General features: G+C 70.6%; 22 protein-coding genes and 1 pseudogene. 19 read left to right on the forward strand and 4 right to left on the reverse strand.

All coding sequences use genetic code 11. The features are described 5' to 3' along the window. Positions 1-86 precede the first annotated feature (86 nt). The 5 genes from ABD844_RS11755 to ABD844_RS11775 all read left to right on the forward strand — a co-directional run bounded on the left by ABD844_RS11755 (position 87) and on the right by ABD844_RS11775 (position 5950). Entirely contained in the window at positions 87-1076 is a 990-nt protein-coding gene (locus ABD844_RS11755; protein ID WP_344875956.1) for a LacI family DNA-binding transcriptional regulator, read from the forward strand. Between the two features lie 63 nt (positions 1077-1139). After that, positions 1140-1919 (forward strand): sugar isomerase domain-containing protein, encoded by a 780-nt coding sequence (locus tag ABD844_RS11760; protein WP_344875958.1) that lies wholly within the window; start codon positions 1140-1142, stop codon positions 1917-1919. Continuing rightward, positions 1910-3184 carry a neutral/alkaline non-lysosomal ceramidase N-terminal domain-containing protein gene (locus ABD844_RS11765; RefSeq protein WP_344875960.1) on the forward strand — a complete coding sequence of 425 codons (1275 nt, stop codon included), beginning with the start codon at positions 1910-1912 and terminating at the stop codon, positions 3182-3184. Before ABD844_RS11760 ends, ABD844_RS11765 begins: the two co-directional genes overlap by 10 nt. Then, on the forward strand, positions 3181-4305 hold the full coding sequence (locus ABD844_RS11770) for an N-acetylglucosamine-6-phosphate deacetylase (RefSeq protein WP_344875962.1): 1125 nt from the start codon (positions 3181-3183) through the stop codon (positions 4303-4305). Before ABD844_RS11765 ends, ABD844_RS11770 begins: the two co-directional genes overlap by 4 nt. Positions 4306-4435: 130 nt before the next feature. After that, positions 4436-5950, forward strand: a complete 1515-nt coding sequence (locus tag ABD844_RS11775; RefSeq protein ID WP_344875964.1) for a sodium:solute symporter family protein — start codon at positions 4436-4438, stop codon at positions 5948-5950. 21 nt (positions 5951-5971) lie between these two features. On the opposite strand, the gene ABD844_RS11780 is transcribed toward ABD844_RS11775, so the two are convergent. Further along, positions 5972-6868, reverse strand: a complete 897-nt coding sequence (locus ABD844_RS11780) for a sulfotransferase family protein (protein WP_344875966.1) — start codon at positions 6866-6868, stop codon at positions 5972-5974. Between the two features lie 242 nt (positions 6869-7110). Here ABD844_RS11780 and ABD844_RS11785 point away from each other — a divergent pair, with 242 nt between their 5' ends. From ABD844_RS11785 to ABD844_RS11805, 5 genes are all read left to right on the forward strand, one after another. Beyond that, positions 7111-8265: an AbrB family transcriptional regulator gene (locus ABD844_RS11785; protein WP_344875968.1), complete on the forward strand. Its 1155-nt coding sequence runs from the start codon at positions 7111-7113 to the stop codon at positions 8263-8265. A 30-nt stretch (positions 8266-8295) separates the two neighbouring features. Next, the gene (locus tag ABD844_RS11790) at positions 8296-10641 is read left to right on the forward strand and encodes a xanthine dehydrogenase family protein molybdopterin-binding subunit (protein WP_344875970.1); all 2346 of its coding nucleotides are present in this window, start codon (positions 8296-8298) and stop codon (positions 10639-10641) included. Beyond that, entirely contained in the window at positions 10638-11567 is a 930-nt protein-coding gene (locus ABD844_RS11795) for an FAD binding domain-containing protein (RefSeq protein WP_344875972.1), read from the forward strand. Before ABD844_RS11790 ends, ABD844_RS11795 begins: the two co-directional genes overlap by 4 nt. Beyond that, positions 11564-12049, forward strand: coding sequence for a (2Fe-2S)-binding protein (locus ABD844_RS11800; RefSeq protein WP_344875974.1), 486 nt, complete (start codon positions 11564-11566; stop codon positions 12047-12049). The genes ABD844_RS11795 and ABD844_RS11800 overlap by 4 nt, the downstream gene beginning before the upstream one ends. 285 nt (positions 12050-12334) lie before the next feature. Next, on the forward strand, positions 12335-12991 hold the full coding sequence (locus ABD844_RS11805) for a carbonic anhydrase (RefSeq protein WP_344875976.1): 657 nt from the start codon (positions 12335-12337) through the stop codon (positions 12989-12991). A 176-nt stretch (positions 12992-13167) separates the two neighbouring features. On the opposite strand, the gene ABD844_RS11810 is transcribed toward ABD844_RS11805, so the two are convergent. Both ABD844_RS11810 and ABD844_RS11815 read right to left on the reverse strand, forming a co-directional pair. Beyond that, the gene (locus ABD844_RS11810) at positions 13168-14439 is read right to left on the reverse strand and encodes a serine hydrolase domain-containing protein (RefSeq protein ID WP_344875978.1); all 1272 of its coding nucleotides are present in this window, start codon (positions 14437-14439) and stop codon (positions 13168-13170) included. A gap of 173 nt (positions 14440-14612) precedes the next feature. Then, positions 14613-16400 (reverse strand): bifunctional metallophosphatase/5'-nucleotidase, encoded by a 1788-nt coding sequence (locus ABD844_RS11815; RefSeq protein ID WP_344875980.1) that lies wholly within the window; start codon positions 16398-16400, stop codon positions 14613-14615. Between the two features lie 214 nt (positions 16401-16614). Here ABD844_RS11815 and ABD844_RS11820 point away from each other — a divergent pair, with 214 nt between their 5' ends. Further along, on the forward strand, positions 16615-17208 hold the full coding sequence (locus ABD844_RS11820; RefSeq protein ID WP_344875982.1) for a hypothetical protein: 594 nt from the start codon (positions 16615-16617) through the stop codon (positions 17206-17208). Between the two features lie 22 nt (positions 17209-17230). Here ABD844_RS11820 and ABD844_RS11825 read toward each other — a convergent pair whose 3' ends face one another. Further along, positions 17231-18154, reverse strand: a complete 924-nt coding sequence (locus ABD844_RS11825; RefSeq protein ID WP_344875984.1) for a LysR family transcriptional regulator — start codon at positions 18152-18154, stop codon at positions 17231-17233. Positions 18155-18361: 207 nt separating this feature from the next. Here ABD844_RS11825 and ABD844_RS11830 point away from each other — a divergent pair, with 207 nt between their 5' ends. The 8 genes and pseudogenes from ABD844_RS11830 to ABD844_RS11865 all read left to right on the forward strand — a co-directional run bounded on the left by ABD844_RS11830 (position 18362) and on the right by ABD844_RS11865 (position 23742). Then, a complete protein-coding gene (locus ABD844_RS11830; RefSeq protein ID WP_344875986.1) occupies positions 18362-18739 on the forward strand; it encodes a YbaB/EbfC family nucleoid-associated protein in 378 nt (125 codons plus the stop codon). Between the two features lie 58 nt (positions 18740-18797). After that, on the forward strand, positions 18798-19136 hold the full coding sequence (locus ABD844_RS11835; RefSeq protein ID WP_344875988.1) for a hypothetical protein: 339 nt from the start codon (positions 18798-18800) through the stop codon (positions 19134-19136). Continuing rightward, positions 19133-20305, forward strand: a complete 1173-nt coding sequence (locus tag ABD844_RS11840; protein ID WP_344875990.1) for a hypothetical protein — start codon at positions 19133-19135, stop codon at positions 20303-20305. Before ABD844_RS11835 ends, ABD844_RS11840 begins: the two co-directional genes overlap by 4 nt. A gap of 56 nt (positions 20306-20361) precedes the next feature. Then, a pseudogene (locus tag ABD844_RS11845) lies at positions 20362-20837 on the forward strand (iron chelate uptake ABC transporter family permease subunit); the annotation flags it as partial. Between the two features lie 104 nt (positions 20838-20941). Continuing rightward, positions 20942-21514 carry an RNA polymerase sigma factor gene (locus ABD844_RS11850; RefSeq protein ID WP_344875992.1) on the forward strand — a complete coding sequence of 191 codons (573 nt, stop codon included), beginning with the start codon at positions 20942-20944 and terminating at the stop codon, positions 21512-21514. Then, positions 21511-22089, forward strand: a complete 579-nt coding sequence (locus tag ABD844_RS11855; protein WP_344875994.1) for a hypothetical protein — start codon at positions 21511-21513, stop codon at positions 22087-22089. The genes ABD844_RS11850 and ABD844_RS11855 overlap by 4 nt, the downstream gene beginning before the upstream one ends. 213 nt (positions 22090-22302) lie before the next feature. Continuing rightward, positions 22303-22635 (forward strand): hypothetical protein, encoded by a 333-nt coding sequence (locus tag ABD844_RS11860; protein WP_344875996.1) that lies wholly within the window; start codon positions 22303-22305, stop codon positions 22633-22635. Positions 22636-22896: 261 nt separating this feature from the next. After that, complete coding sequence (locus tag ABD844_RS11865; RefSeq protein WP_344875998.1) at positions 22897-23742, forward strand: endonuclease/exonuclease/phosphatase family protein; 846 nt, start codon at positions 22897-22899, stop codon at positions 23740-23742. Positions 23743-23755 lie beyond the last annotated feature (13 nt).

Here is a 23755-nt window from a genome sequence, read left to right on the forward strand (position 1 = left end):
CTGAGACAATGAAAGCGATTGCATGATTCTGGCTTCGCTAGAGTACTCCGGTCAAGCCCGGTCGAGCCAATGCTGAGGAGCGCGGTGTGAGCAAGCCGACGATCTACTCCATCGCCCGGCGGTGCGGCGTCTCGGCCGCGACCGTGTCACGCGCGTTCAACCGGCCCGAGCTGGTCAGCGCGCCGGTCAGGGAGCAGATCATGGCCGTCGCCGCCGAGCTGGGCTACCAGCCCAGCTCCGCCGCGCGCGGCCTGGTCACGGGCCGGGCCGAGATGATCGGGCTGATCGTGCCCGACATCACCAACCCGTTCTTCCCGCAGCTCGTACGCGCGATCCAGCAGGCGGCGGAGCGGATGGGCAGCTCGGTCATGCTGGTCGACGCGGAGGAGAGCGCGGCGGCCGAGGTGCGGCACGTCGCCCAGCTCCGCAGCAGGGTGGACGGGGTGATCGTGGCCTCGCCGCGCTCGTCGTCGTCGGCGCTGCGCGAGGCCGCGAGAGGGCTCCCGTGCGTGCTGCTCAACCGGCCGCTGCGCGACCTGTCGTCGGTGATCTGCGACAACACCAGCGCGCTCTTCGACGCGGGCGACCATCTGTACAAGCACGGCCACCGGTCGTTCGCGCTGCTCGCCGGGCCGAGCGCGTCGTGGGCGGCGGCCCGCCGCGCGCAGGCGATCCGCAGGTGGGCGCGGGGGCGCGGGGTGGAGCTGACGGAGCTGGGCCCGTTCCGCGCGACGTTCAAGGGCGGCAGGCAGGCCGGCGCCGCGCTGCTCGGCACCGACGCCACCGCGGCCTTCGCCTTCGACGACCTCACCGCGTGCGGCGTGCTCGCCGAGCTGGCCGGGTGCGGCGTCTCCGTGCCCGGCGAGCGCAGCGTCGTGGGCTGCGACGACGTGCTGCTGGCCCGTACGGTGACGCCGAGCCTGACCACGGTGACCGCGCCGACGGGCGACCTCGGCGCCACCGCGGTCCAGGTGCTGAGCAGGCAGATCGAGGCCCCGGGCGGCGCGCCCGAGCACGTCAGGCTGCCGGGCGTGTTCGTCGCGCGTGACTCCACGGGGCCGCGGTCGGACTCTTGACCGGGATTCGGCCATGGTCTTAAATGCCTGCAATCGCTTACATCGGTCACGAGGAGCCTGCAGGTGCAAAACGGACGGCACATGTCGCTCATGCGGACGTACGCCGAGCAGGTCGTGGGCCTGATCGGCAGGATCGAAACCGAGGAGGCCGACTCCATCGGCGCGGCGGCCGTGCTCATCGCCGACCACATCACCCGGCACGGCGCGGACCGGCTGATCTACGTCTACGGCCCCGGCGGCCACTCGAACCTCGCCGCCCAGGAGGTGTTCTTCCGCGCCGGCGGCCTGGTCAACGTCAGCGCGATCCTCGACGAGGGCACGCTGCTGTCGGGTGGCGCGCTGCGCTCGATGGCGATCGAACGCACCCCCGGCTACGGCCGCGTCGTCATCGACGACAACGGGCTCGGCGAGGGAGACCTGCTCATCCTGGTCAACGCGTACGGCATCAACGCCGCGCTCATCGACGCCGCGCTGACCGCCCGCGAGCGCGGCGTCACCGTGATCGGCGTCTCCTCCAGGGAACACGCCGACCGGACCGCTCCCGGCCACCCGGCCAGGCACCCCACCAAGCGGAACCTGCACGACCTCGTCGACCTGCACATCGACACGAAGGTGCCGATCGGCGACGCCGTTCTGGAGATCGAGGGGGTTCCCGACCGGGTGGGTGCGATCTCGACGTTCGCCAACGCGTACACGCTCAACTGCCTCATGGCCGCGGCGATCGCCGAGCTGGCCGGGCGCGGCACCGTCCCCGAGATCTGGCGCAGCGGGAACGCGCCGGGCGGCGACGAGCGCAACGCGCTCTTCCTCGACCGCTTCCGTGGGCGGGTCCGGTGGCTGTGAACAGGGGCGGGGCGTCGCTGCTCGCCGGGGTCGCGGTCGCCGACATCACGCCGCCGGTCGGCGGGTCGCTCGCGGGGTACGCGGCGCGCGTCTCCGCCTCCACCGGGGTGCACGATCGGCTGCTGACCAGTGCCGTGGCGGTCTCCGACGGGACGACCACGTCCGTCGTGATCTCCGCCGACCTCATCGCGCTCGACCCGGACACCACCCGCCGGATCGCCCGTGACCTGCGGGAGCGTACGGGGATCCCGGAGGAGGGGGTGGCCGTGGCGGTGACGCACACGCACGCGGGCCCCGCGGTGACCAGGGGCGGGATCGGCGGCGTGGCCGACCCGCGCTACGTCGAGGACACCTGCTCGCGGATCGTCGGCGCAGCCGCCGCGGCGCTCGACGCGCTCGCACCCGCAGTGCTCCGCCGGGGCTGCGGATCCCTCCACGGCGTCGCCCACAACCGGCGCGGCGGGACCCTCACCGACCCGGCGGTCCCCGTCGTACGCCTGGAGCGCGCGGACGGCGAGCCCCTGGCCACCGTGTTCTCCCACGCCTGCCACCCGGTGACGCTCGGCCCCGACAACCTGCGGCTCACCGCCGACTGGCCCGGCTACGCGCGGCGGCACGTGGCGGCCGCGCTAGGCGGCGTCGCGGTGTTCCTCCAGGGCTGCTGCGGCCAGCTCAACACCGGCCACACCGCGCTCGACAGCCTGCGCGGCGCCGAGACGCGTCCTGGCCGGACCTTCGAGGCCGCTCAGCGCATCGGAACCCTGGTCGGCGAGGCCGCGCTCGCCGCCGTGCTCACCACCGGGACCGAGGCGGTGGCGGGCCCGGTGTCGGTGTCCGCCACGCGCGTCGAACTGCCGCTCGGAGACCCGCTCGCGCCGGACGAGCTGCGCGCGCTCGCCGTCGACCGCGATGGACCGTGGGCGGGGTGGGCGGTCGCCCAGCTCGCCGATCCAGGGCCGGAGTCGGTCGAGGTCCAGGTCGCCGTGCACCGGTGGGGCGGCGTGCCGCTGGTCTTCCTGCCCTGCGAGCCCTTCGTCGAGCTGGCGCTGGAACTGCGGGCCGCGCTCGGCGACCCCGGGCTGCTCGTCGCCGGTTACACCGGTGGCGTGCCCGGCTACCTGCCCTATCCGGAGACGCACTACGCCGCGGGCGGCTACGAGATCGACGAGGCCCACCGGGCGTACGGGCTGCGTGCCGCGTTCACGCCCGATGCCGGTCGCCGGGTGCTGGCCGCCGCCGGAACGCTCGCAGGGGAGGCCCCGTGACGATCGAGGGCAGGCTCGCGGACGGGCGTCCCGTACGCGTCGAGCTGGACGGGCCGCAGATCGCCGCGGTCACCGAGATTCCCGGCGCGCCCGACGTGCTCGTCCTCCCCGGACTGGTGGACCTCCAGGTCAACGGGTACTGCGGGCACGACTTCAACGCCGACGACCTCACGACCGGCGACGTCGCCGCACTCGTACGGGAGCTGTGGAAACGCGGCACCACGACGCTGTGCCCCACGATCATCACCGCGCCGGAAGACAAGATCACCAGGAACCTGCGCGTGATCGCGGCGGCGCGAGAGGCCGACCCGCTGGTCGGGCACGCCATCGCCGCCGTGCACGTGGAGGGGCCGTACCTGTCGCCCGAGGACGGCCCGCGGGGCGCGCACGACGCCGCCCACCTGCGCGATCCCGACCTCGCCGAGTTCGGCCGCTGGCAGGAGGCGAGCGGCGGGCTGGTGCGGATCGTCACGCTGGCTCCGGAACGGCCGGGCGCCCTCGACTACATCGCCGAACTCGCCCGGCGCGGCGTCATCGCCTCCATCGGGCACACCGCGGCGACGCCCGCCGAGATCGAGGCGGCCGTACGGGCGGGCGCGCGGCTCTCCACCCACCTGGGCAACGGCGCGCACGCGCTCATCCGGCGGCACCCCAACTACCTCTGGACCCAGCTCGCCGCGGACGCCCTCACCGCGACGTTCATCGCGGACGGGCACCACCTGCCCGCCGACACCTTCACCGCCATGCTCCGCGCCAAGGGGATCGGCCGCGCGTTGCTGGTCAGCGACTCCGTGGCGCTGGCCGGATGCGCCCCCGGCGACTACACGACCCCGGTCGGCGGCCGGATCACGGTGGGCGAGGACGGTCGGGTCACGCTGCCCGGCGGCGAGCTGCTGGCCGGGTCGGGCAGCTCGTTGATCGAGTGCGTCGCCTGGGCGGTCGCGCGTACCGAGGTCGAACTCGGCACCGCGGTGCGGCTGGCCGCGGCCAACCCGGCGCGTCTGCTCCGAACCGCCCGCGGTCGTCTCGAACCCGGCGCGCCCGCCGACCTGATCGTCACCACTCCCGACCTGTCCGTCCTGCGCACCTTCGTGAACGGTGTGCCCGTCCACGACGCCTGACCTCGTCCCGCTTCCGACTGCCGTCCCCCTTTTCCGCCTCTCTTCCTCCACTCCTCCGCGCCTCCATTCCTCCATTCCTCCATTCCGACTCTGACCTGCACAGCTCCCCACCCCCACGCTGGGAGATCTCATGGGTGTTCTCGACTGGCTAGTGATCTGCGGCTACTTCGTCGTGATGATCGTGATCGGCGTCTGGGCGAAGTCCCGCATCCGCGACGCCAAGGACTTCTTCACCGCCGGGGGCAAGATGCCCTGGTGGTTGTCCGGCATCTCCCACCACATGTCGGGTTACAGCTCGGCGGTCTTCGTCGGCTACGCGGCCATCGCCTACACCGCGGGTTTCACCCTGTACGTCTGGTGGGCGATCGGCATCACGTTCGCGATGGTGGTCGGGTCGTTCCTGTTCACGCCGCGCTGGCCCCGGCTGCGGCAGCGGCTCGGGATCATCTCGCCGCTGGAGTATCTCGCGACCCGCTACAACGTGCCCGCGCAGCAGGTGCTCGCGTGGAGCGGCACCGCGCTCAAGGTCTTCGACGTGGGCGCGAAGTGGGCGGCGACCGCGCTGCTGCTGCAGGTGTTCGCGGGCGTGCCGATCGCCTGGGGCGTGCTGCTCACCGGCGGCGTCACGCTGATCTACTCGACGATCGGCGGGCTGTGGGCCGACGCGCTCACCGACCTCGGCCAGTTCGTCATCCAGCTCGTCGCGGGGATCACGCTGTTCGTCGCCGTGCTCGCCCAGCTCGGCGGCCCGTCGGCGATCTGGACGCTGTGGGACCGGCTGCCCGAAGGCCACGGCCAGCCGTTCAACGACAAGTACACCGTGGGCTTCGTCCTGGTCTACCTGCTGATCAACACGCTTTCGTACAACGGCGGGACCTGGAACCTCGCCCAGCGCTTCATCGCGGCCCCGACGGGAGACTCGGCCAGGCGGGCCGCGCTGTTCTCGGCGGGCCTCTACCTCTTCTGGCCGCTCGTGCTGTTCTTCCCGATGTGGGCCGCGCCGGTCCTGCTGCCCAACCTGGCCGAGCCCGACCAGTCGTACGCGCTGCTGACCCAGCAATTGCTGCCCGGCGGGCTCATCGGCCTCGTGCTGGCCGGGATGTTCGCGCACACGATGGCGATGACGTCCTCCGACGCCAACGCGATCTCCTCGGTCGTGATCAGGGACATCATCCCCGCGGTCTGGAAGCGGGCGCACTGGATGTCGTCCGCGTCCGAGCTGCTGGCCGGGCGGGTGTCCACGTTCCTGTTCATCGCGCTGTCGATGGGCATCGCGCTCGGCGCGGACAGCTTCGGCGGCGTGCTCGGCCTGCTGATCCTCTGGTTCGGCGCGCTCGTCGGCCCGATCGCCATCCCGATGCTGCTCGGCATGCTGCCGATGTTCCGCCGCTGCGGTCCGGCCGCCGCGATCGGGTCGTGGGCGACAGGGCTCGTGGTCTTCGCCCTGCTCAAGTACGTCTTCCCCGGTCAGGGCCAGACCGTGGAGGTGGCCGCGCCCGTCCTGTCGGCGCTGGTGGTGTTCGTCGTCGTCGGGCTCGTCGCCCCGGTCCGCAACGCCGAGGCCGACGCGCTGATCGACTCCCTGAGCACCGAGCACCCGCAACCGCGGAACGACGAGACCGCGTCGGCCCCCACCGGGCACTGACCCTCGCTCCTGGGGCTGCGCTCAGGCGTAGCCCCAGGCCGTGGCGTACTTGGCGAGCTTGGGCGGCAGGTCGTCGGCGTCGTCGAAGACGCGGGCGGCCTGGATCTGGCCGGACTTGATGTTGTCGCTGCGGTCACCCAGGTTCGGCGTGAACTGGCCCTGGTGGTGCCTGCCGTATTCGAGCATCCCCTGCTCCCACTCCACCCCCAGGTACGTGCACACCTCGCGGGTGACGTGCTCGGGCCGCGCGGTCAGTTGCTCGTAGCGCACCGTCAGGCCGTCGAGGGCGCGGCGGGCCTTCTCTAGGGGCGCGAAGTACTTCAGCGCGGTCGCCTCCAGTGACTCCCGGGTGGCGGTGTTGTCCTTGCGGTTCTCCAGGGAGGAGACCACACCGCGCGGGTGGCGTACCAGGAAGATGAACCTGGCGTCGGGCCAGACGTATTTCAGCCGCTCCCAGACGAAGACGTTGCCGGGGGTCTTGTCGACCACGATGTCCTTGCCGCTGCGCAGCAGCTCCAGGTGCAGGATGCGGTCCCACACCACGTGCTCCAGCTCCACCCGGTCGAGCCCGAGCTCCTGCATGGACGCCTCGGAGAAGCCGGGGGTCAGCTCCACCCCGATGGTGCGCAGGTGCAGCTCGTGCGGCGCGCGGATCCGGGAGTGGCTGTTGAGCAGCATGCGCAGCAGCGTGGAGCCGGAGCGCACCGGGGAGATCACGAAGACGGGGGACTTCACCAGCCGCGGTGCGGCGGGAAAGGTGTAGTCGACGACCTGCGTACGCTTCGGAGGCCGCCGGACCCCGGCGCTCGCGGTGAACGCGGAGCCGTTCGTCTCCGGCCCCGCCGGTTGCCACGGTGGACGCAGCGCCTCGCGCAGAAGTCGTGCCCTTCGCTTGAAACCCTTTTGTACGACTCCCATGCGCGACTTTCTTACCCTTTCACCCCCGCGTCCCTATTCCCGATAAATGTAAATGGCAGGGGCCCCTGTGACATGATTCCACATTTGGCACCGAACATTACATATGAGAAAGCTGAGAATTTCCTCCAAAAAAGATGGGAGGAAATCTCTTCGCGCGCCACGACCTTCCCCGACTGAGGTGAGACGGTCGGTGCTCAGCCGGTTAACCTGCCAATAACCTGGTCGGAGCTAGCCTCCACGACATGAGCCCATGCTTCGGCAGTGGCGGCATCGCACGCCGGGCATCCCACCTCGCGATGTGGGCGGCGATCCTGCTGCTCCTGCTGGCGGCCGGCGAACTCGGCGAGCCCGCCCTGCCCTCCCCGCACATGCTGATACCCCTGCTGATCGGGCTGGTCGTGGCCGTGACCGGGCTGGTGCGCGAGCACCCGCCCGCCTCGCTCAACCGGGCCTCGCAGGCGCTGCTCGGCGTGCTCATGGGCACCTACCTGAACGTCCCCGCGCTGGGTCACGTGGCGGGGTCGATCGCGCCCTTCGTGGTGGCGACCCTGATGACGCTGCTCATCTGCCAGGGCGCGGCGTGGGCGATGACCCGGTTCGGCGGGGTCGACCGGGCCACGGCCACGCTCGGCATGATCGCCGGAGGGTCGGCCGCCGCCGTCGCGTCCGCAGAGGACCTCGACGCCGACGGCCGCCAGGTGGCCTTCATGCAGTATCTGCGGCTGGGCTTCGTGGTGGCCAGCGCGCCGCTGCTGCTGAGCCTGATCCTGCCACCACCGGCAGGGGGCGGCGGCGGGCCGGGCGCCGAGAGCCCGTGGCACGTGGTCGCGGGGACCGACCAGGTGAGGGGCCTGGCCGTGCTCGGGGCCGTCGCCGTGCTCGGTGTGCTGGTGGGCCGCCTCCTGAGGCTGCCCAGCGCGGCCCTGATGGGGCCGATGCTGGTGTCCGCCGCCGTTACCGTGACCGGTGTCGCGAGCGGGTTCGCCCCGCACGGGGTGCTCCGCGGGCTGCTGTTCACCATGATCGGTCTCGACGTGGGTCTCCGCTTCTCCCGCCGGGCCGTACGGAGCCTGCGCCGGATCCTGCCCGCCGCGCTCGCCTGCACGCTGGCCGTCAGCGCCACCTGCGGTGCGCTGGCCTGGGGGCTGTCCGCCCTCACCCGGATCCCGTTCGGCGACGCCTATCTCGCCACCACCCCCGGCGGGATCAACGCGGTTCTGGCGACCGCCTCGTCGACGCACGCGAACCTGCCGCTGATCTCCAGCGTGCAGAGCCTGCGGTTGTTCGAGATGGCCTTCCTGGCCCCGGTGCTGCTCCGCGCGACCTTCAGGGAGCGCCGCACCGAGGGCTCCGAGCGTGCCCGGGGCTCCGGGAGTAGGGCGCGTATCTGCGGGTAGCGGCGTTCTCGACCGACTGGTGGGGGTGCGATGGAGCAGTGGACCCGGCGTGAGGACCGGCGGCTCCTCACCGGTCACGGCCGTTACGTCGCCGACCTGGAGGTCCCCGGCTGCCTGGACGCGGCCTTCGTCAGGAGCGGCGTCGCCCACGGCATCGTGCGGGAGGTGGACTGCGCGGCCGCCCGGGAGGTGCCCGGCGTGGTCGGGGCCTGGTCGGCGGCGGATCTGTCCGGGCTGCCCGCCTGCGCGCACGCCGCCGCGCGGCTGCGGGATCTGCCGCCGGTGCCGCGCACCCTGCTCGCGAGGTTGTCCAGCGAAGAGGCGGTCGCCGGACGAGAATGGCCGGCGCTGGCGAAGGACCGTGTGCGGTACGCGGGGGAGGCCGTCGCGGTCGTCGTGGCAGCGGACCGCTACCGGGCCGAGGACGGGGCCGCCGAGGTCACCGTACGGATCGATCCGCTCCCCGCCGTGGTCACGCCCGCTCAGGCGGCCGACGACTCGGTCACCCTGTTCGACGGGCTCAGCAACACCGCGTTCACGGGCGAGGCGGGGGAGCCGATCGAGGAGACGGTGTGGCAGGAGGCGGACGCCGTGGTCGAGGCCCGCTACCGTCAGCAACTCCTGATGCCCGCGCCGATGGAGTGCCGGACCATCCTCGCCGTCCCGGAGGAGGACGGACGGCTGAGCGTGTGGTCGGGGCACCAGATGCCCTACCGGCTGCGGCGTGAGCTGGCGGCGCTGCTGGATCTGCCGGTGGACCGGATCCGCGTGGTGGTGCCCGACACCGGAGGCGCGTTCGGGTCCAAGAGCGCCACGTTCCCGGAGTTCGTCACGGTGGCCTACCTGGCGCTCACCCTCGGCCGGCCCGTCCGCTGGATCGAGGACCGCATGGAGTCGATGACGGCCGCCACCCGAGGGCGCGGCCAGGACCAGCGGATCCGGCTCGCCGCCGACGCCGACGGGCGCCTGCTCGCCTACGAGCTGCGGATCGACGCCGACGTGGGGGCCTACCCGCATCTCGGGGTCGGCCTGCCCATGCAGACCGCCTGGATGGCCACCGGCCCGTACACCACGCCGCGCGTCCACGCCACCGTACGTTCGGTGCTGACCAACACGATGGTGACCTACCCGTATCGCGGCGCCGGCCGGCCGGAGGCGACGATCGCGCTGGAGCGGTCGATGGACCTGCTGGCCCGCAGGCTCGGCCTCGACCCGGCGGAGCTGCGGCGGCGCAACCTCATCCCGGCAGGGAGCTTCCCGTACCGGACGCCCACCGGCCGGTGCTACGACAGCGGCGACTACGCGACCGCCCTCGACCTGGCCCTGACGACCATCGGTTACGACACGTGGCGGGAGGAGCAGGGACGCCGCAGAGCGGACCCCGACGCGCTGCCGCTCGGCATCGGCCTGTCCTGCTACGTGGAACGCTCGGGCGGGGAGCCGGGCGGGCTGCACGACTTCGCCGGTCTCGAAGCCCACGAGGACGGCACGATCACCGCCCGCTGCGGCGCCGCGCCCAGCGGACAGAGCCACGAGACGACCTTCCCCGCGCTCGTCGCCCGCACCCTCGGCGTCGAGGAGGCCCGCGTACACCTGGTCGAGGGCGACACCGACGCGCAGCCCGACGGCCTGGGCTCGTTCGCCAGCCGTTCCGCGCAGGTGGACGGGGCCGCCCTGCACCACGCCTGCGCGCTGCTCATCGGGCTGGCGCGCGAGCGGGCGGCGGAGCTGTGGCGGACGCCGGTGGAGGAGGTGGAGTGGTCCGACGGCACGCTCCGCCTCGCCAGGGACGGCTCGTCCGCCATGGAGCTGGCCGAACTGGTCAAGGGCACCGGGCCGCTGCGGGTCGACGACCGGTTCGAGTCGGGCATGGGCTTCCCGTTCGGCGCGCACGCCGCCGTGGTCGAGGTCGATCCGGAGCTGGGCGCCGTTCGCGTGTTGCGACTGGTGGCGGTGGACGACTGCGGGATCGCGCTCGACCCGGCCGTGGTGCGCGGGCAGGCGTTCGGCTCGGCCGTCCAGGGCATCGGCCAGGCCCTGTACGAGGGCATCCCGTACGGCGACGACGGCGTTCCCCTGCTGGCCGACGGCCTGCTCGACTATCTCCTGCCGACGGCCGCCGAGATCCCGCCCATCGAGGTCAAGGAGACCCGCACACCGAGCCCCGTCACCCCGCTGGGAGCCAAGGGCGCAGGCGAGTCGGGCTGCATCGGCACCCCCGCGGCGATCGTCAACGCCGTGGCCGACGCGCTCCAACCGGCCGACCCCGACCTGCTGCAGATGCCGCTCACCCCGGACGTCGTCTGGCGCGCGGCCCGCGCCCAGGAACACGGCGCCCAGGAACACGGCGCATCGAAAGCGGAGGAGGCCCGGTGAAACCCGCGGCCTTCGACTACGTCGCACCGCGTACGCTGCCCGAGACCCTGGAAGCCCTCGCCGACACCGAGCGCGACGTCCGCGTCCTCGCCGGCGGGCAGAGCCTGATCCTGGAGATGCACCTGCACCGCATTCGCCCCGATCTGGTGGTCGACATCAACGGCGTGGCCGGGCTCGACCGCCTGAGCCTGGACGACGGCACCGTAACCGTCGGCGCCCTGGTCCGCCACGGCTTCTTCGACTCCCCGCAGGCCGTCCCCGGCCCGCTCGGCCGGCTGTGCTCGCTGGCCGCCGGGAACATCGCCCACCCGCCGATCCGCGCCCGCGGCACGATGGCGGGCAGTCTGGCCTGGGCTCACCCGGCGTCGGAGTGGTGCGGCGTCGCCCTCGCGCTCGACGCGGCCGTGGAGGTGCGCAGCGCCGGCGGCACCCGGGAGATCGCGGCCCGTGACTACTTCCGCGGCCCGCTCCGGACCGCACGCGCCCGGGACGAGCTGATCACCTCCGTACGGCTCCCGCTGCTGAGCGACGACACCGGGGTCGGCTTCGTCGAGCACCGCCGTACGCACTTCTGCTTCGCCCAGGTAGCCGTGGCCGCCGCGCTGACCATGCGCGACGGGGTGATCGAGGAGGCCAGGATCGGGCTGGTCAACTGCGCCGACCGGCCGGTACGGGCGCACGCCGCCGAACAGGCGCTGGTCGGCGTCGAGCCGGGCTCGACCGGCACCGGCCTCCGCCTGCCCGACGGCCACCCGTTCGCCCGCGCGGGGCGGATCGCCGCGGAGCAGGACGCCGCGCCCCTGCCGGAGCCGTACGCCGACCTGGAGTACCGGCGCAACGCCATCGCCGTGCTGGTCGGCAGGACACTCCGGCAGGCGCTGGCGGACCACCGGGAGCACAACGGGGCCACGGGAGAACACCCATGAAGATCATCCTCACCGTGAACGGCGAACGGCACGCACTCGACGTGGAGCCCCGGCGCGTCCTCGCCGACGTCCTGCGGGAGGACTGCCGGCTCACCGGCACGCACCTCGGCTGCGAGCAGGGCGTCTGCGGCTCCTGCACGGTGCTGGTGGACGGCGAGGCCGTCCGCGCATGCCTCATGCTGGCCGTCCAGTGCGACGGCAGGTCGGTACGCACCGTCGAGGGCCTGTCCGCGCCCGACGGCGAGCCGCATCCGCTCCAGCGGGCCTTCTCCGCTGAGCACGCCCTGCAGTGCGGTTTCTGCACCGCGGGTTTCCTGATGGTGGCGGTGGGCGCCCTGGAGGCCGACCCCACGATCGCCGACGACCCGGAACGCATGGACGGTCTGGTCGAGTCCAACCTCTGCCGGTGCACCGGCTACGAACCCATCCGCCGCGCGATCATGCGCGCCGCCGCGGAGTACGCCTCACACGCCCGGCTGTGAACCCCCGGCCCTGCCCAAGCGGCCTGCTTACGCACTCCGGCCCGCGAGCTACCCGTGGTGGCACCCGCATGCCGTCTGAGCTGGCTGAACACGTTCATGCCCGGGCCGGAGAAGGGCCCAGAATCTTGGGGATTATCCTCTGAATCGGCACAGATTGGGTGGGGAGCTGCGCATCACTAAGTGTGTGTTCCACCTTTCTGTCAAATTTCCCGACATAGCGGTTGTAAGATCTGCGGAATACTGCATACTGCATACATGTCAAATAAGATCTTGAGTCGCCGGGTCATGTTAGGCGCCACCGGGCTGGCGGTCGGAGGGCTGCTCTTAGGCGGCGGGTCGGCACATGGCCTGACGCGGGTCCGCCGGGCCGCCACCCCCGACGAAGCCTGGGCCAAGCTCAGGGAGGGCAACCGGCGCTGGGCCGCCGACGCCGCGATCCACCCCCATCAGGACCTCGCCCGGCGGGCCGAGGTCGCGCAGAAGCAGGAGCCGTACGCGGTGATCGTCTCCTGCATCGACTCCCGCGTGGGTCCGGAGATCGTCTTCGACGCGGGGCTCGGTGACGTGTTCAGCGTGCGGAGCGCCGCCCAGACGATCGACCCGCTCGTGTCGGGAGCCGTCCAGTACGGGCCGGTCGAGCTGGCCACCCCCTTGATCGTGGTCCTCGGTCACCAGCGCTGCGGGGCCGTCACCGCCGCCGCGGAGGCACTGAGCGAGGGCACCACGCTTCCCGGCGATCTCCAGCGCATCGTGGAGGCTCTGCGTCCCGCCTACAAGAGCGCCCACGGCGACGTCGACAAGATGATCAGGATCAACACCACGCAGACCGTGGCCAAGCTGAAGGACGACAAGCTGCTCGCCCCTCGCATCGCCCGCGGCCAGCTCAAGATCGTGGGTGCCTACTACTCCCTCGACACCGGGCAGGTCACCCGCCTGGTCTGACAGCACTGGTCTGACGGCGCCAATGACAGCGCCAATCTGACACAGGCTATTCGCGGCGGGCGGCTTCACCGTCGCCCGCCAGCCCGGCCCGTCCACGGAAGCGCCGGGCGTCAGGACGACGTGCCCCGGTAGCCGGGCCTGGCCATTGTCGACCGGGGCAGCGGCCCGCGGCGCTGCTACGCGCCGGTGATCAGGCGTCGTTCCAGTTCGATGATGGGCATGAGGTTCTGCAGGTCGTAGTTGCACAGGACGATGGCCGCCCAGTCCATGTCGATGTAGAAGGACCAGCTCGTCGAGATGCCGCCCGCGCCGCCTCCGTGCGTGATGAGGCGCTGGTTGTTGTAGATGGGGGCGACCGGTCCGTACGCCTGGAAGCTCTCGCCGCGTACCAGGCTGCCGGAGGTGTCCTCCTTCAGGGGCTTGGCGGAGATCTTCCCGTTCACGAACAGCTCCGTGTAGGGCCGCGCGGTGAGCTTGCCTGCCTGCAGCGCGAGCGCGAAGCGGACCAGGTCGGGGGCGGTGGCGAAGCCGTTGCCGCCGCCGGTTCCCATCCAGCCGCGCGCCGAGTTGCTGCCCTGACCGGCCTCGCCGTAGACGGAGCCCTTGTCGAGGTTGCGGACGGCGTCCACGCGCGTGCCGTCCGCCTGGTACATGTACGGATGCGCGAGGCGCTCGTCGGTCAGCCACTGGCGGCGGTTGTAGTAGCCCGAGCTCTTCATGCCGGACGGAAGGAAGATGTTCTGGCGGACGTAGTCCTGGAACGACATGCCCGAGACCTTCGCTACGAGCTCACCGAGCAGGATGTAGCCCATGCTGCTGTACGCCTTCCTGGCGCCCGGGGTGAACTCCAGCTCGAACGTCTTCAGGTTCGTCCAGAACTCCGCCATCTGCTCCTCGTAGGAGTCGTGCACCTTCTCCGACGGCGGCTTCTCACCCGGCCGCCGGGCGTCGCCCAGCCCGCTGGTGTGCGTGAGGAGATGGTGCACGGTGATCTGCTGGGCCATCGGCGCAGGCAGGCCGTCGATGTACTTGCTCACCAGGTCGTAGAACTTGAGCTTGCCCCGCTGCACGAGCTGCACCACGGCCAGGCCGGTGAACGGCTTGGAGGCCGAGGCCAGGGGGTAGATGGTGTCGATCTTGTTCTGGACCTTCTTCTCCTTGTCCGCCCAGCCGTAGGCACGGGCCAGCACCTGACGCCCGCGGTGCGCGATCAGCACGGTGCCGGAGAACTCGTCCTTGTCCGCCAGCGCCTTGATGTGCCGGTCGAGCTCGCCTCCGGGACGCAGGTCCTTCGGGATCGCGCCGGTGCCGGACGTGGCGTTCGTGTCCGCCGCGGCGGTCCCCGACGCGGCCATGAGCCCACCGGCGGCCAGCGGGACCGCGCCCAGGAAACCGAGTGCGGAACGGCGTGAAGGGGTGTGCTCAGAGGAGGAATGCTGCATTGCCATGGGAATCCTTTCGCGAAAAGCGACCGGCGAGGGATTCAAGCAGGCGGCCCGTTTCCTCAGCGTTTCCATCCGCACACCCGGCGTCGTGCTCCGTCGAACGCGAAGATCCCCTCCGGCCCGCCGCCGTGAGCAGCGGGCGGGCCTGAGGGGATCAGGGCGCGGCGGTCACCCGGTCAGGCGCCGAGCGCGGTCACCCGGTCGAGCGCGGGCGGCGCGATCGTCTCGTTGGCCTGGAGGTAGGCGCGGAACGCCTCGTAGTCGCGCGAGTTGCGCACCGCGTCGGTGAACCCGGTCAGGGCGCTGAACCCGTCGGCCCCGATCAGCGTGTACGCGAGCGCGGCCACCCGGTAGGTCCGCCCGGTGTCCAGCGGGGCGCCGCCGATCTGCACGTTCGCGGGGTGGACCCGGTCGCCGACCTGCCGCGAGGCGTCGAAGGAGTAGCGGACGCCGGACGAGACGGCCAGCGGGCTGAACCGTACCGTGCCGTCGGCCTGCGTCTGCCACTGCTGCTCCAGCGCCTGTTCGAGCTGCCGGCCGGTGAGGGAGACGGTGAGCACCGGGTTGGCGTAGCCGTAGGCGGCCCATGCCTCCCCGAACAGGACGGTTCCGTCGGCGTCCGCCGCGTTCGTCCCCTTGGCGAAGCGCAGGTCGCCGCGCAGGCTGTTGGAGCCCTTCACCGGTGCCGTGGCCACGAGCGCCAGGTCGACGGGGCCGCGGTCGGCCCGTACGGCGTCGGCGTACTCCGCGTCGGCGAGGAGGTTGCCCAGCGTGCTCTCGCCGTCGGCGGCGCGGGTCCGGGTGATGTCACCGGTGATCTGGCCGACCGGACGCGCGTACGTCTGCGCGGCCCGGCCCTGCCAGTAGTCGACCAGCCGCACCATCGCGGGGTCGGGGGTGACGTCCCGGGTGACCGGGTGGTTCACCGAGGTGGTGGCGGAGCGGATGACGTCGCCCGTCCTCGGGTCGAGCTGGAGGTTCAGCTCGTTGATCAGACGCCCGTGGTTGGCCGCCTCCACCACCGGACGGGGGTTGCCGGCCGGGTCCGGGATCATGCAGTTGTTGAACAGCGCGTGCCAGTGGCCGGTGATGATCGCGTCGATGTCGGGGGACGCCTGCCTGGCGAAGTCGAACACCGGCCCCGAGGGGTTGCCGCACCGGTCGTAAACGTCTCCCGCGGACCCGCCCTCGTGCACGTTGGCCACGATGGCCTCGACACCCCTGCGCTTCAGCTCCGCCGCGTACTTGTTCGCGGTCTCCACCAGCGGCAGGTTGTCCAGCTCCGGCTGGTACGACGTGGACCCGGTGACCGTGGTCGGGGTGGTCAGGTTGATGAACCCGATCCGGACGCTCTTGCCGCCGGACACCTTCACCCGCTTGATGACGTACGGGTCGAAGATCGGCTTGGTGGAGCCCTTGCGGGTGATGTTGGCGGAGGAGAACGGGTAGTCCGCGCCGCTGAAGCGGCGGCCGGTGGAGTCGGTGAAGCAACTGTCCACGTCGACCTCGCCGAAGCAGCGGCCCTTGCCCATGCGGTCGCGCAGGAACTCCAAGGACCGGTCGAGCTCGTGGTTGCCGATCGCGGAGAACTCCACGCCGATCGCGTTGAGGAACTCGATGGTGGGCTCGTCCTGGTGGTAGGCCACCTCGGTGGGCCAGCCGCTGAAGTCGTCGCCGGTGGTGAAGGTGATCGAGTTCTGGTGGCCCTGCCGCAGGTTCTTCAGATGGGCGGCGATGTACGGGGCGCCTCCGACCACGATGGTCTTGCCCTCGGCGTCCTTCACCGTTCCGTTCGCGGTGTCGTTCATCGGCGTCAGGTAGCCGTGGAAGTCGGTGATGGACAGGAGCTGGACGTCCACGGGGCGCTGCGCGGCCGTGGCGGTGCCGGGCTGCAGGACTGTGATCGCCGACACGGCCAGGGCGGCCGAGACCGTCGCCCAGCGCCGGATGCTGCTGTACTGCATGGGTACCTTCACTTGCGTTCGCTTGTTGGCTGCGGCATTCGACCACCAGCAGGTGACGGCAGGCGGGCCGTTGATCGCCAGGAAGGTGAAGATCGGGAGAAGCCGGTCAATGACCGCCAAAGCGGACTAAGGTGACCGACTCCCTGTGGAGCGGCGTTCCTGCTTCATCGCGAACAAAAGCATCCAGGCGGGCGTCCAACTCTCCATGATCAGCGTGACACTCTCCCTGGTGCTTGCCCTGTCTCCCGCGACCGCGAGCGAGATCCCGAAGAACTTCCTGCTCACCGAGCCCGAGGCCCGACAGCGCCTGACCTCCGAGGAGGCGGCGGAAATGGGCTACGAGATCAGCGACAAGCTCACCAAGCCTCTTGAGCTGAACCCGTGCGTGCACCGCAAGGCCGTCGACCGCGGCCGGGCGGCGGCCCGTACGATCACCCGCTGGACCAGCGCCCCCAGCGGCTCCTCAGAACAGCTCGTCCTCTACAAGAACGCCCGCGCCGCCCACACGGCGTTCACCAGCCTGCTCGCCGAGGCCAAGAAGTGCGCGCGCAAGAGCGACCCCGCCTCGCCCAACCTGAAGATCCAGTGGCGGACGAGCAAGGCCAAGGTGGGGGACGAGGCCATCGGCATGGGCTTCCAGACCAAGCAGGACGGCGACGTGAACCAGACGATCACCGGCCTCGTCGCGCGCAAGGGCAGCGCGTTGATGATCTACACGACCACCGAGGGAGAATGGCGGCCCGGCGGGCTGACCAAGGACGCCAAGAAGATGGCCGCCAAGGTGTGCAAGCTGCGCGGCGTCTGCTGAACAGCCGGGTGACAGGTGTCGTCTACGCCAGGTGCTCGCGGGCGAGCCGGTCGAGCACCTCGCGCAGATCGAGCTCGCGGGCCAGGTCCAGTACGGCCCTGGCCATCACCGACTCCGGGCCCGTGCCGGTCATGACGAGCCCGACCAGGGGCTCGCGGGCCGCACGTTCCAGGCGGACCACCCGCATGCCCTCGGGCACGCCGAACATGTGCAGCCACGCGTGTGAGATCACGCTCGACCATCGATGCGTCGCCACGTGCGCGAACAGGGCGGAGACGGTGTCGGTCTCGATCGCCGGGACGGCCACCGCCCCGGCCGCGCGGAAGTTGGCGTCCAGGATGCGGCGGTTGCGCATCTCGGGGGTGAGCAGGCACAGCGGCAGCGCGGCGACCTCCGCCCAGCGCGCCACCGGCCGCTCGGCCAACTCCCCGTCGGACGGGGTGAGCAGCAGGTAGCGCTCGTCGTACAGCGGGCTGGTGCGCACGTCGCCCAGCTCCTGCTCGTCGTCGATGTACGTCATCGCCATGTCGATCTCGAAGTCGGCCAGCCGCCGCTTGATCTCCCTCGACGACAACGACGTCAGCACCACCCGTACGTGCGGATACCGCTCGCAGAAGGGCGTGGTCAGCAGCGGCGCGGCGGTCAGCGCGGTGGGAATCGCCCCCATGCGCAGCGTGCCCGACAGGCCCTCGCGCATCCTGGACAGGTCCTGACGCAGCGCGTCGGCGTCGGCGAGGATGCGGTGCGCCCACAGCACCACCCGCTCACCCTCCGGCGTCAACCCGGCGAAACGCTGCCCACGCCGCACCAGGGGCACGTCCAGCTCCCGCTCCAGCTTGCGGATCGCCGCCGACAGCGACGGCTGGGAGACATGGCAGGCCGCGGCGGCACGGGCGAAATGCCGTTCCCGGGCCAGAGCGACGAGGTACTCCAACTGACGCAACACCACGTCACAGAATGCCCGTTACGCACCCACTCCGTCCATCCCTGTCGCAGCAGGACGCGCCAGGCAGCGGAGGGTGGCGGGCGGAGAACGTACGGTGAAGCGCCCATGAATATCTTGATCATTCCCAAGGACTCTCGGCCGCCTCTGCTTGGATCGCCTCAAGCCGAAAACAGCAGAAAATTGCCTCTATGAGGGGGAGTGGCGCGTATGGCAGCGGCGGAGCCGCCTGACTTCGTCGATCAGTTCACCGCTCTGCGGGAGACGGCGGTGGCGGCGAACGGCCTGGTCGAGGTGGCGGTAGACGGCACCGGCGACCTGGTCGGGCTGAACCTCGACCCGAGGGCGATGCGGCTGTCCTCGGACGAGTTGGCGGCGGCGATCAGAGAGGCGTTCGGGAAGGCTCGCGCCGCCGCGCAGGAACGGGCCATGCGGGCCATCCCCGAGGCCCTGCGCCAGGAGACACCCGAGTTGACCGCCCTGCTCCAGGACGTCAAGTCCGATGCCCACGCCCGCATGGACGACATCCTCGTGGTCGCGAACGAGCTGACCGCGAGGCTCGACCGGCTGATGCAGCCGCGGTCGTGACCGGGCGGCCGGACGGGAATGGCGAAACACAGGAAATGGACGGAGTAAGGGTTCCACGATGAGCGCCACGGACAGGGAACTGCGGACCGTCTACGGCACCCGGCTGGATTCGGCCGGCCGATTGTCGGAGGCCGCCGACAATCTCGAACGCGCCCTCCAAGCCTCTCTCCACCGCGCTCTCAAAGCGGGCGCCGGCGAGCGCGACGACCTCAGCGAAGAGTTCGACGCGGAGTTCGCCGAGCTGCCCGGCCTGGCGCGGGACGCGTACGCCGCCACGGCCAGGCTCCTGCGCGAACGCTCGGACAAGCTCGGTCTGTCCGAGCAGACCTACGTGAGCGCCGAAGAGGCCAACCTGCAGTCCACCAGCCGCCGCGTCACCAGCGGGGAGGAGCGATGAGCTGGGAGTTCCCCGCCTCGCTGGAGTGGGTGCGCAGCCTCGTCGGGTCCGAGGCCGACTGGCCGGGCGACGAGATGACCCGCCTGGACGGGGCAGGCGGGTGGATGGACCAGGCCGCCGCGGGACAGGGCGCCCAGTCGCAGGCGGGGGCGGCTGTCGACGGTGTGCTGGCGTCCGGCAACACCGGCGAGGAGGTCAACGTCTTCCGGGACACCTATGGCCCCACCGAAGAGCGGATGAACGACGGCGCGGGGGCCAGCCTCCTGGCCGGCGGTGCGACGACCGTCCACGTGGTGTTCAAGGTCATGTGGAAGTGGATCGTCCTCATCGCCCTCATCGTGTTGCTGATCGACCTCATCCGCCTCATCCGCGCCTACGCCGTGAACCCGGGGCTGGGCGTGGCGCTCAGCAGGATGCGCGTCTTGGCGACGCGCCAGGGGCTCAGGAAGGCCAGGAACCAGGTCAAGAAGGCCATCTCCGGCGGAGCGGTCCACCCGCTCCAGACCGCGAAGGCGATTCTGCGGGCGCAGGCGGACTATCTGCTCAACGGGGTTCACAGGGTGCTCGGTGTGTTCGCGACGGGGCCGCTGACGATCCTCGATGCGACCGGGACCGAACGCCTCGACGCCTTCGACGACAACCCGAACGCGCAGAGGGACGCCGAGCGCGTGCTGGAGCAGACCCCCGAGGGCCGGGCGGCGCTCGCCTTCGCCAGGGAACACGGGATCACCACTCTCTGGCAGAGCGGCCCCGACAAGCGCTACATCAGCGCGTCCTCCTACAACCCGACCTACAACGTCATCCAGATCGGCGGAGCCGGCATCTCCAGACCCGAGGCTCTCGCGGCGGAGTTCGTCCGCCAGGTCCAGATCGCCGAGGACAGGTGGGACACGCAGTCGGCGTCCGGCTGGTTCTCGGCACGCGACAGCGAGGAGAAGGCGGCCAACGAGGCCGCCTATCGGATGGGCAGCCAACTCGGCTACGAGGAGGACGCCCGCAACGTCTATCTCCGGAACAACGACAACCCCGACGCGAACTACGGCGCCGATCGGTTGAAGTACACGAGGGAGTGGTACGAGGAGGACCAGCCGCGGACGAACCTCCTCGACTGGGCGCCGAGGACGCTCGACGGACTGTTCAACGGCGGTCCACTCGACCTGAAGCCCTGACCCCCTCGGCCGGTCGGCCGGACGTAGTGGTGATTTGTCCCCTGGTGTACGTCTCCACGGGCTCCGGCTTCCGCAACCCGGGGCGGCTCATCGTCGCGGGCATCGGCGTCTCGGCGATCGCGGTGGTCTTCATCCAGTACGTCGTGTTCGCCGTCGAGCGTGACAAGGCGACCGTGCTGACCGCGTACGTCAACGGCAGCCTGTCGGCCCGCTCCTGGGAGCACGCCGTGACCATCTGGATCGTCCTGTCGGCGGGGCCGTGGCGGTGGCCGGGCCGATCGCGTTCATCGCCCTGACCGCGCCGCAGATCGCCCGCCGCCTGACCCGCGGCACCGGCCCGCACCTGATGCTCTCCACGCTGACCGGCGCGCTGCTGCTGCTGCTGGACGAGCCGACGACGTTCCTCGACATCGCCCACCAGTACGACCTGCTGGAGCTCTGCCACGAGCTGCACCGCGAGGGCAGGACGATCGTGGCCGTGCTGCACGACCTCAACCAGGCCGCCCGCTTCGCGATGGTCATCCCGCACTGATCACACGGGCGATTCACCGTCGGGCAGGCGCTTGCGCGGTAATGCATGTGAGCCCTTCGTCCAAGTACAGGGTGTAAGAACTGAACGACGAAGGGAGCTGGGCCGTGCGGCTCAGACAGGCGGTCCCTACGGGCCCGCTAGCGGGGCCGGAGGCTTTCGAGGCCTTCTACCTGAGACATTACGACGCGGTGACGCGATTCCTCGCCCGGCGGGTCATCGACCCGCACGCGGTGGCGGATCTGACGGCGGAAGTGTTTCTGGCGGCGCTCCACTCACGCGACACCTACCGGCCGGGGCGGGGCAGCGAAACCGGTTGGCTGTACGGAGTGGCGCGCAATGTGCTGGCAGCCGAACGGCGGCGCAACGAGCGTGAGGCCCGCGCCATGGAGCGGGCCGCCGGCCACCGGGTTCTGGACAGCGACGACGTGGCCGAGCTGACCGACCGCATCGACGCCGAGGAGCCGGCCCGGCGGGCGCTGACGGCCATAGCCCACCTGCCCGAGGGCGAAAGCGCTCTGCTCGAACTGGTGGCGATCGACCAGTTGACGGTGGCCGAGGCGGCCGAGGCACTCGGCATCAAAGTGGGGACGGCCAGGGTCCGGCTCCACCGCGCCCGCCGAGCGTTACGGAACGTTCCCGGCGTGGCGACGGCTCTAGTTACGGAAGGACTGGGATGACGATGACGTTCAAGGACAAGCTGCTCGAAGAGCTGCGTGCTGAGGCCGCCAAGGTCACATGGGAACCCGTACCGACTCGCCGATCCCGCCGGCCCCTGCTGGCGGGAGCGGGGCTGGTCGTCGCGGCGGCCGCCGCGGCGGTGGTGGTGACCGCGACGCCGCTGCTGCCCAGTACCCCGGCGTTCGCGGTCGAGAAGAATCCCGACGGCACGGTCACCGTACGGATCCACGAGCTGATCAAGTCGGAGGAACTGGAGAGCAAGCTGGCCGAGGCGGGCATCCAGGCCGTGATCGACTACCTCCCCGATGGCCAGACCTGTCAGCTCGACCGAGGCGAAACCGTCCCCGCACCCGTGGACCCGCTGCAGGACACCGGGGAGTACGGGACGTTCCTGATCGACCCGAAGAGCCTGGAGCCGGATGAGACGCTCGTCGTCGTGATGCACTTCAACCAGAACGATCCGAGCAAGGGCTTCGGCGGAAGCACCGGAATCATCCGGGGACCGGTGACACCGTGTGTACCGACCCCGATGGACCACGAACGCAGGCCGGATGGCGGAGGGCCCGTGTCGTAGCCCCAACCGCGACCGGCAGACGAAGCCTGACCTGTTCGCTTGACAACGAGAAGGATGCGCTGACCATCCGTCGCTAGCCATTGCATAGGAAGCTTTCCTATTTAATACTGCGATCAATGCAGCGTATCGCCGGTGCGCATTGCCCCAACATGCCGCTGGTGCGCGGGACGCCACGCCCAGCCGACTCGGCAACTCACCCGTCCGGAGGTTCCCGTGACTCGTCGTGTCCTCGCCCTCCTCGCCACCGTGCTCTCCTGTCTCGGAGCGTTCTCCATCTCGGCCGCGCCCGCGCAGGCGGCGATCGTGGAGGTGGTCTACAGCCCGCTCTCCCTCGGTGACTACTGCGCCGCCAACGTCAACTCCACCTCCACCATCGGCTTCTACAACGGCAGCCTGGGCTGCTACCGCTGGGGTACCGGCGGCAGCCTGACCTACATCGGCAGCGGCAGCGCCTCGGCCGCGTGCGTGTACTTCAACCCCACCTACACCTACGTCGGCTACGCCCAGGGCGTCAGCCAGGCGCTGGTCTGCAGGTACTCGGTCTGACCCGGGTCCGGCGCCGTCCCTTCCCCGGGGCGGCGCCGGGTTCTTCTCGTCGCGGACAACGCCTACCGACGCGACAGCTCACTTCTTATGTCACCAGAACGTACCTAAACCGGCATACCGCTGCCGTCGAGCGGACATCTCGCCGGATCAGGATCGTGCGCGCATCGAAGATCTTCGAAAGGGACCGACATGCTCGCACGAGGTCGCGCCACCGTAGCCTCCTGCCTCTCCCGGAAGTCATGGTTCGTACCGTTCGCCGCCGTGGTCAGCGTGCTCACCGTCGCGCTGACGACGCTGACGGCCGCCGGCCCCGCGTCGGCGAGTGACGCCCGCGTCCGCGTCATGACCTACAACATCCGATACGCCTCCGACACGCCGCCCAACGCCTGGCCGGACCGGCTGCCGGTGATGAAGCGCCTCCTGCGCGAACACCGTCCGGACGTGCTCGGTGTCCAGGAGGCGCTGTGGCGCCAGATGCGGGACATCGAGGGCGCCTTCCCGGAGTACGACTGGATCGGGATGGGCCGGCAGGGCGGCACCCGGGACGAGTTCTCGGCGATCTTCTACCGCAAGGACCGTTTCGAGGTGCTCGACTTCGACCACTTCTGGCTGTCCGACACCCCGAACGTCATCGGGTCGGCCACCTGGGGCAACACCATCACCAGGATGGTGACGTGGGCGAAGTTCCGCGACCGGCGTACCGGCACGGAGTTCTACCACGTGAACACCCACTTCGACCACCAGTCGGAGAACGCCCGGGTGAAGAGCGCCGAACTGGCCCTCCAGCGGGTGCGCGGCTTCGAGGCCGGCCGGCCGGTCATCTTCACCGGCGACTTCAACACGGCCGCCGAGAAGTCGCAGTCGTTCACCATCCTGACCGGCGAGGACGCCTTCGCCGACACGTGGAAGACCGCGCAGCGCCGCGGCCCCGCATACAACACCTTCGGCGCCTGGAAGGCCCCGGTGCCCGACGGTGACCGGATCGACTGGATTCTGTCGCGTGGCAACGTCGAGACGCTCTGGGCGGAGATCGACCCCTTCGAGCAGAACGGCCAGTACCCGTCCGACCACTACCCCGTGATCGCCCACGTGAAGATCGGCGCGTAGGCACCGCCGCTGT

Origin of the sequence: Nonomuraea antimicrobica, from assembly GCF_039536965.1 — a bacterium.
Lineage (GTDB): Bacteria > Actinomycetota > Actinomycetes > Streptosporangiales > Streptosporangiaceae > Nonomuraea > Nonomuraea antimicrobica.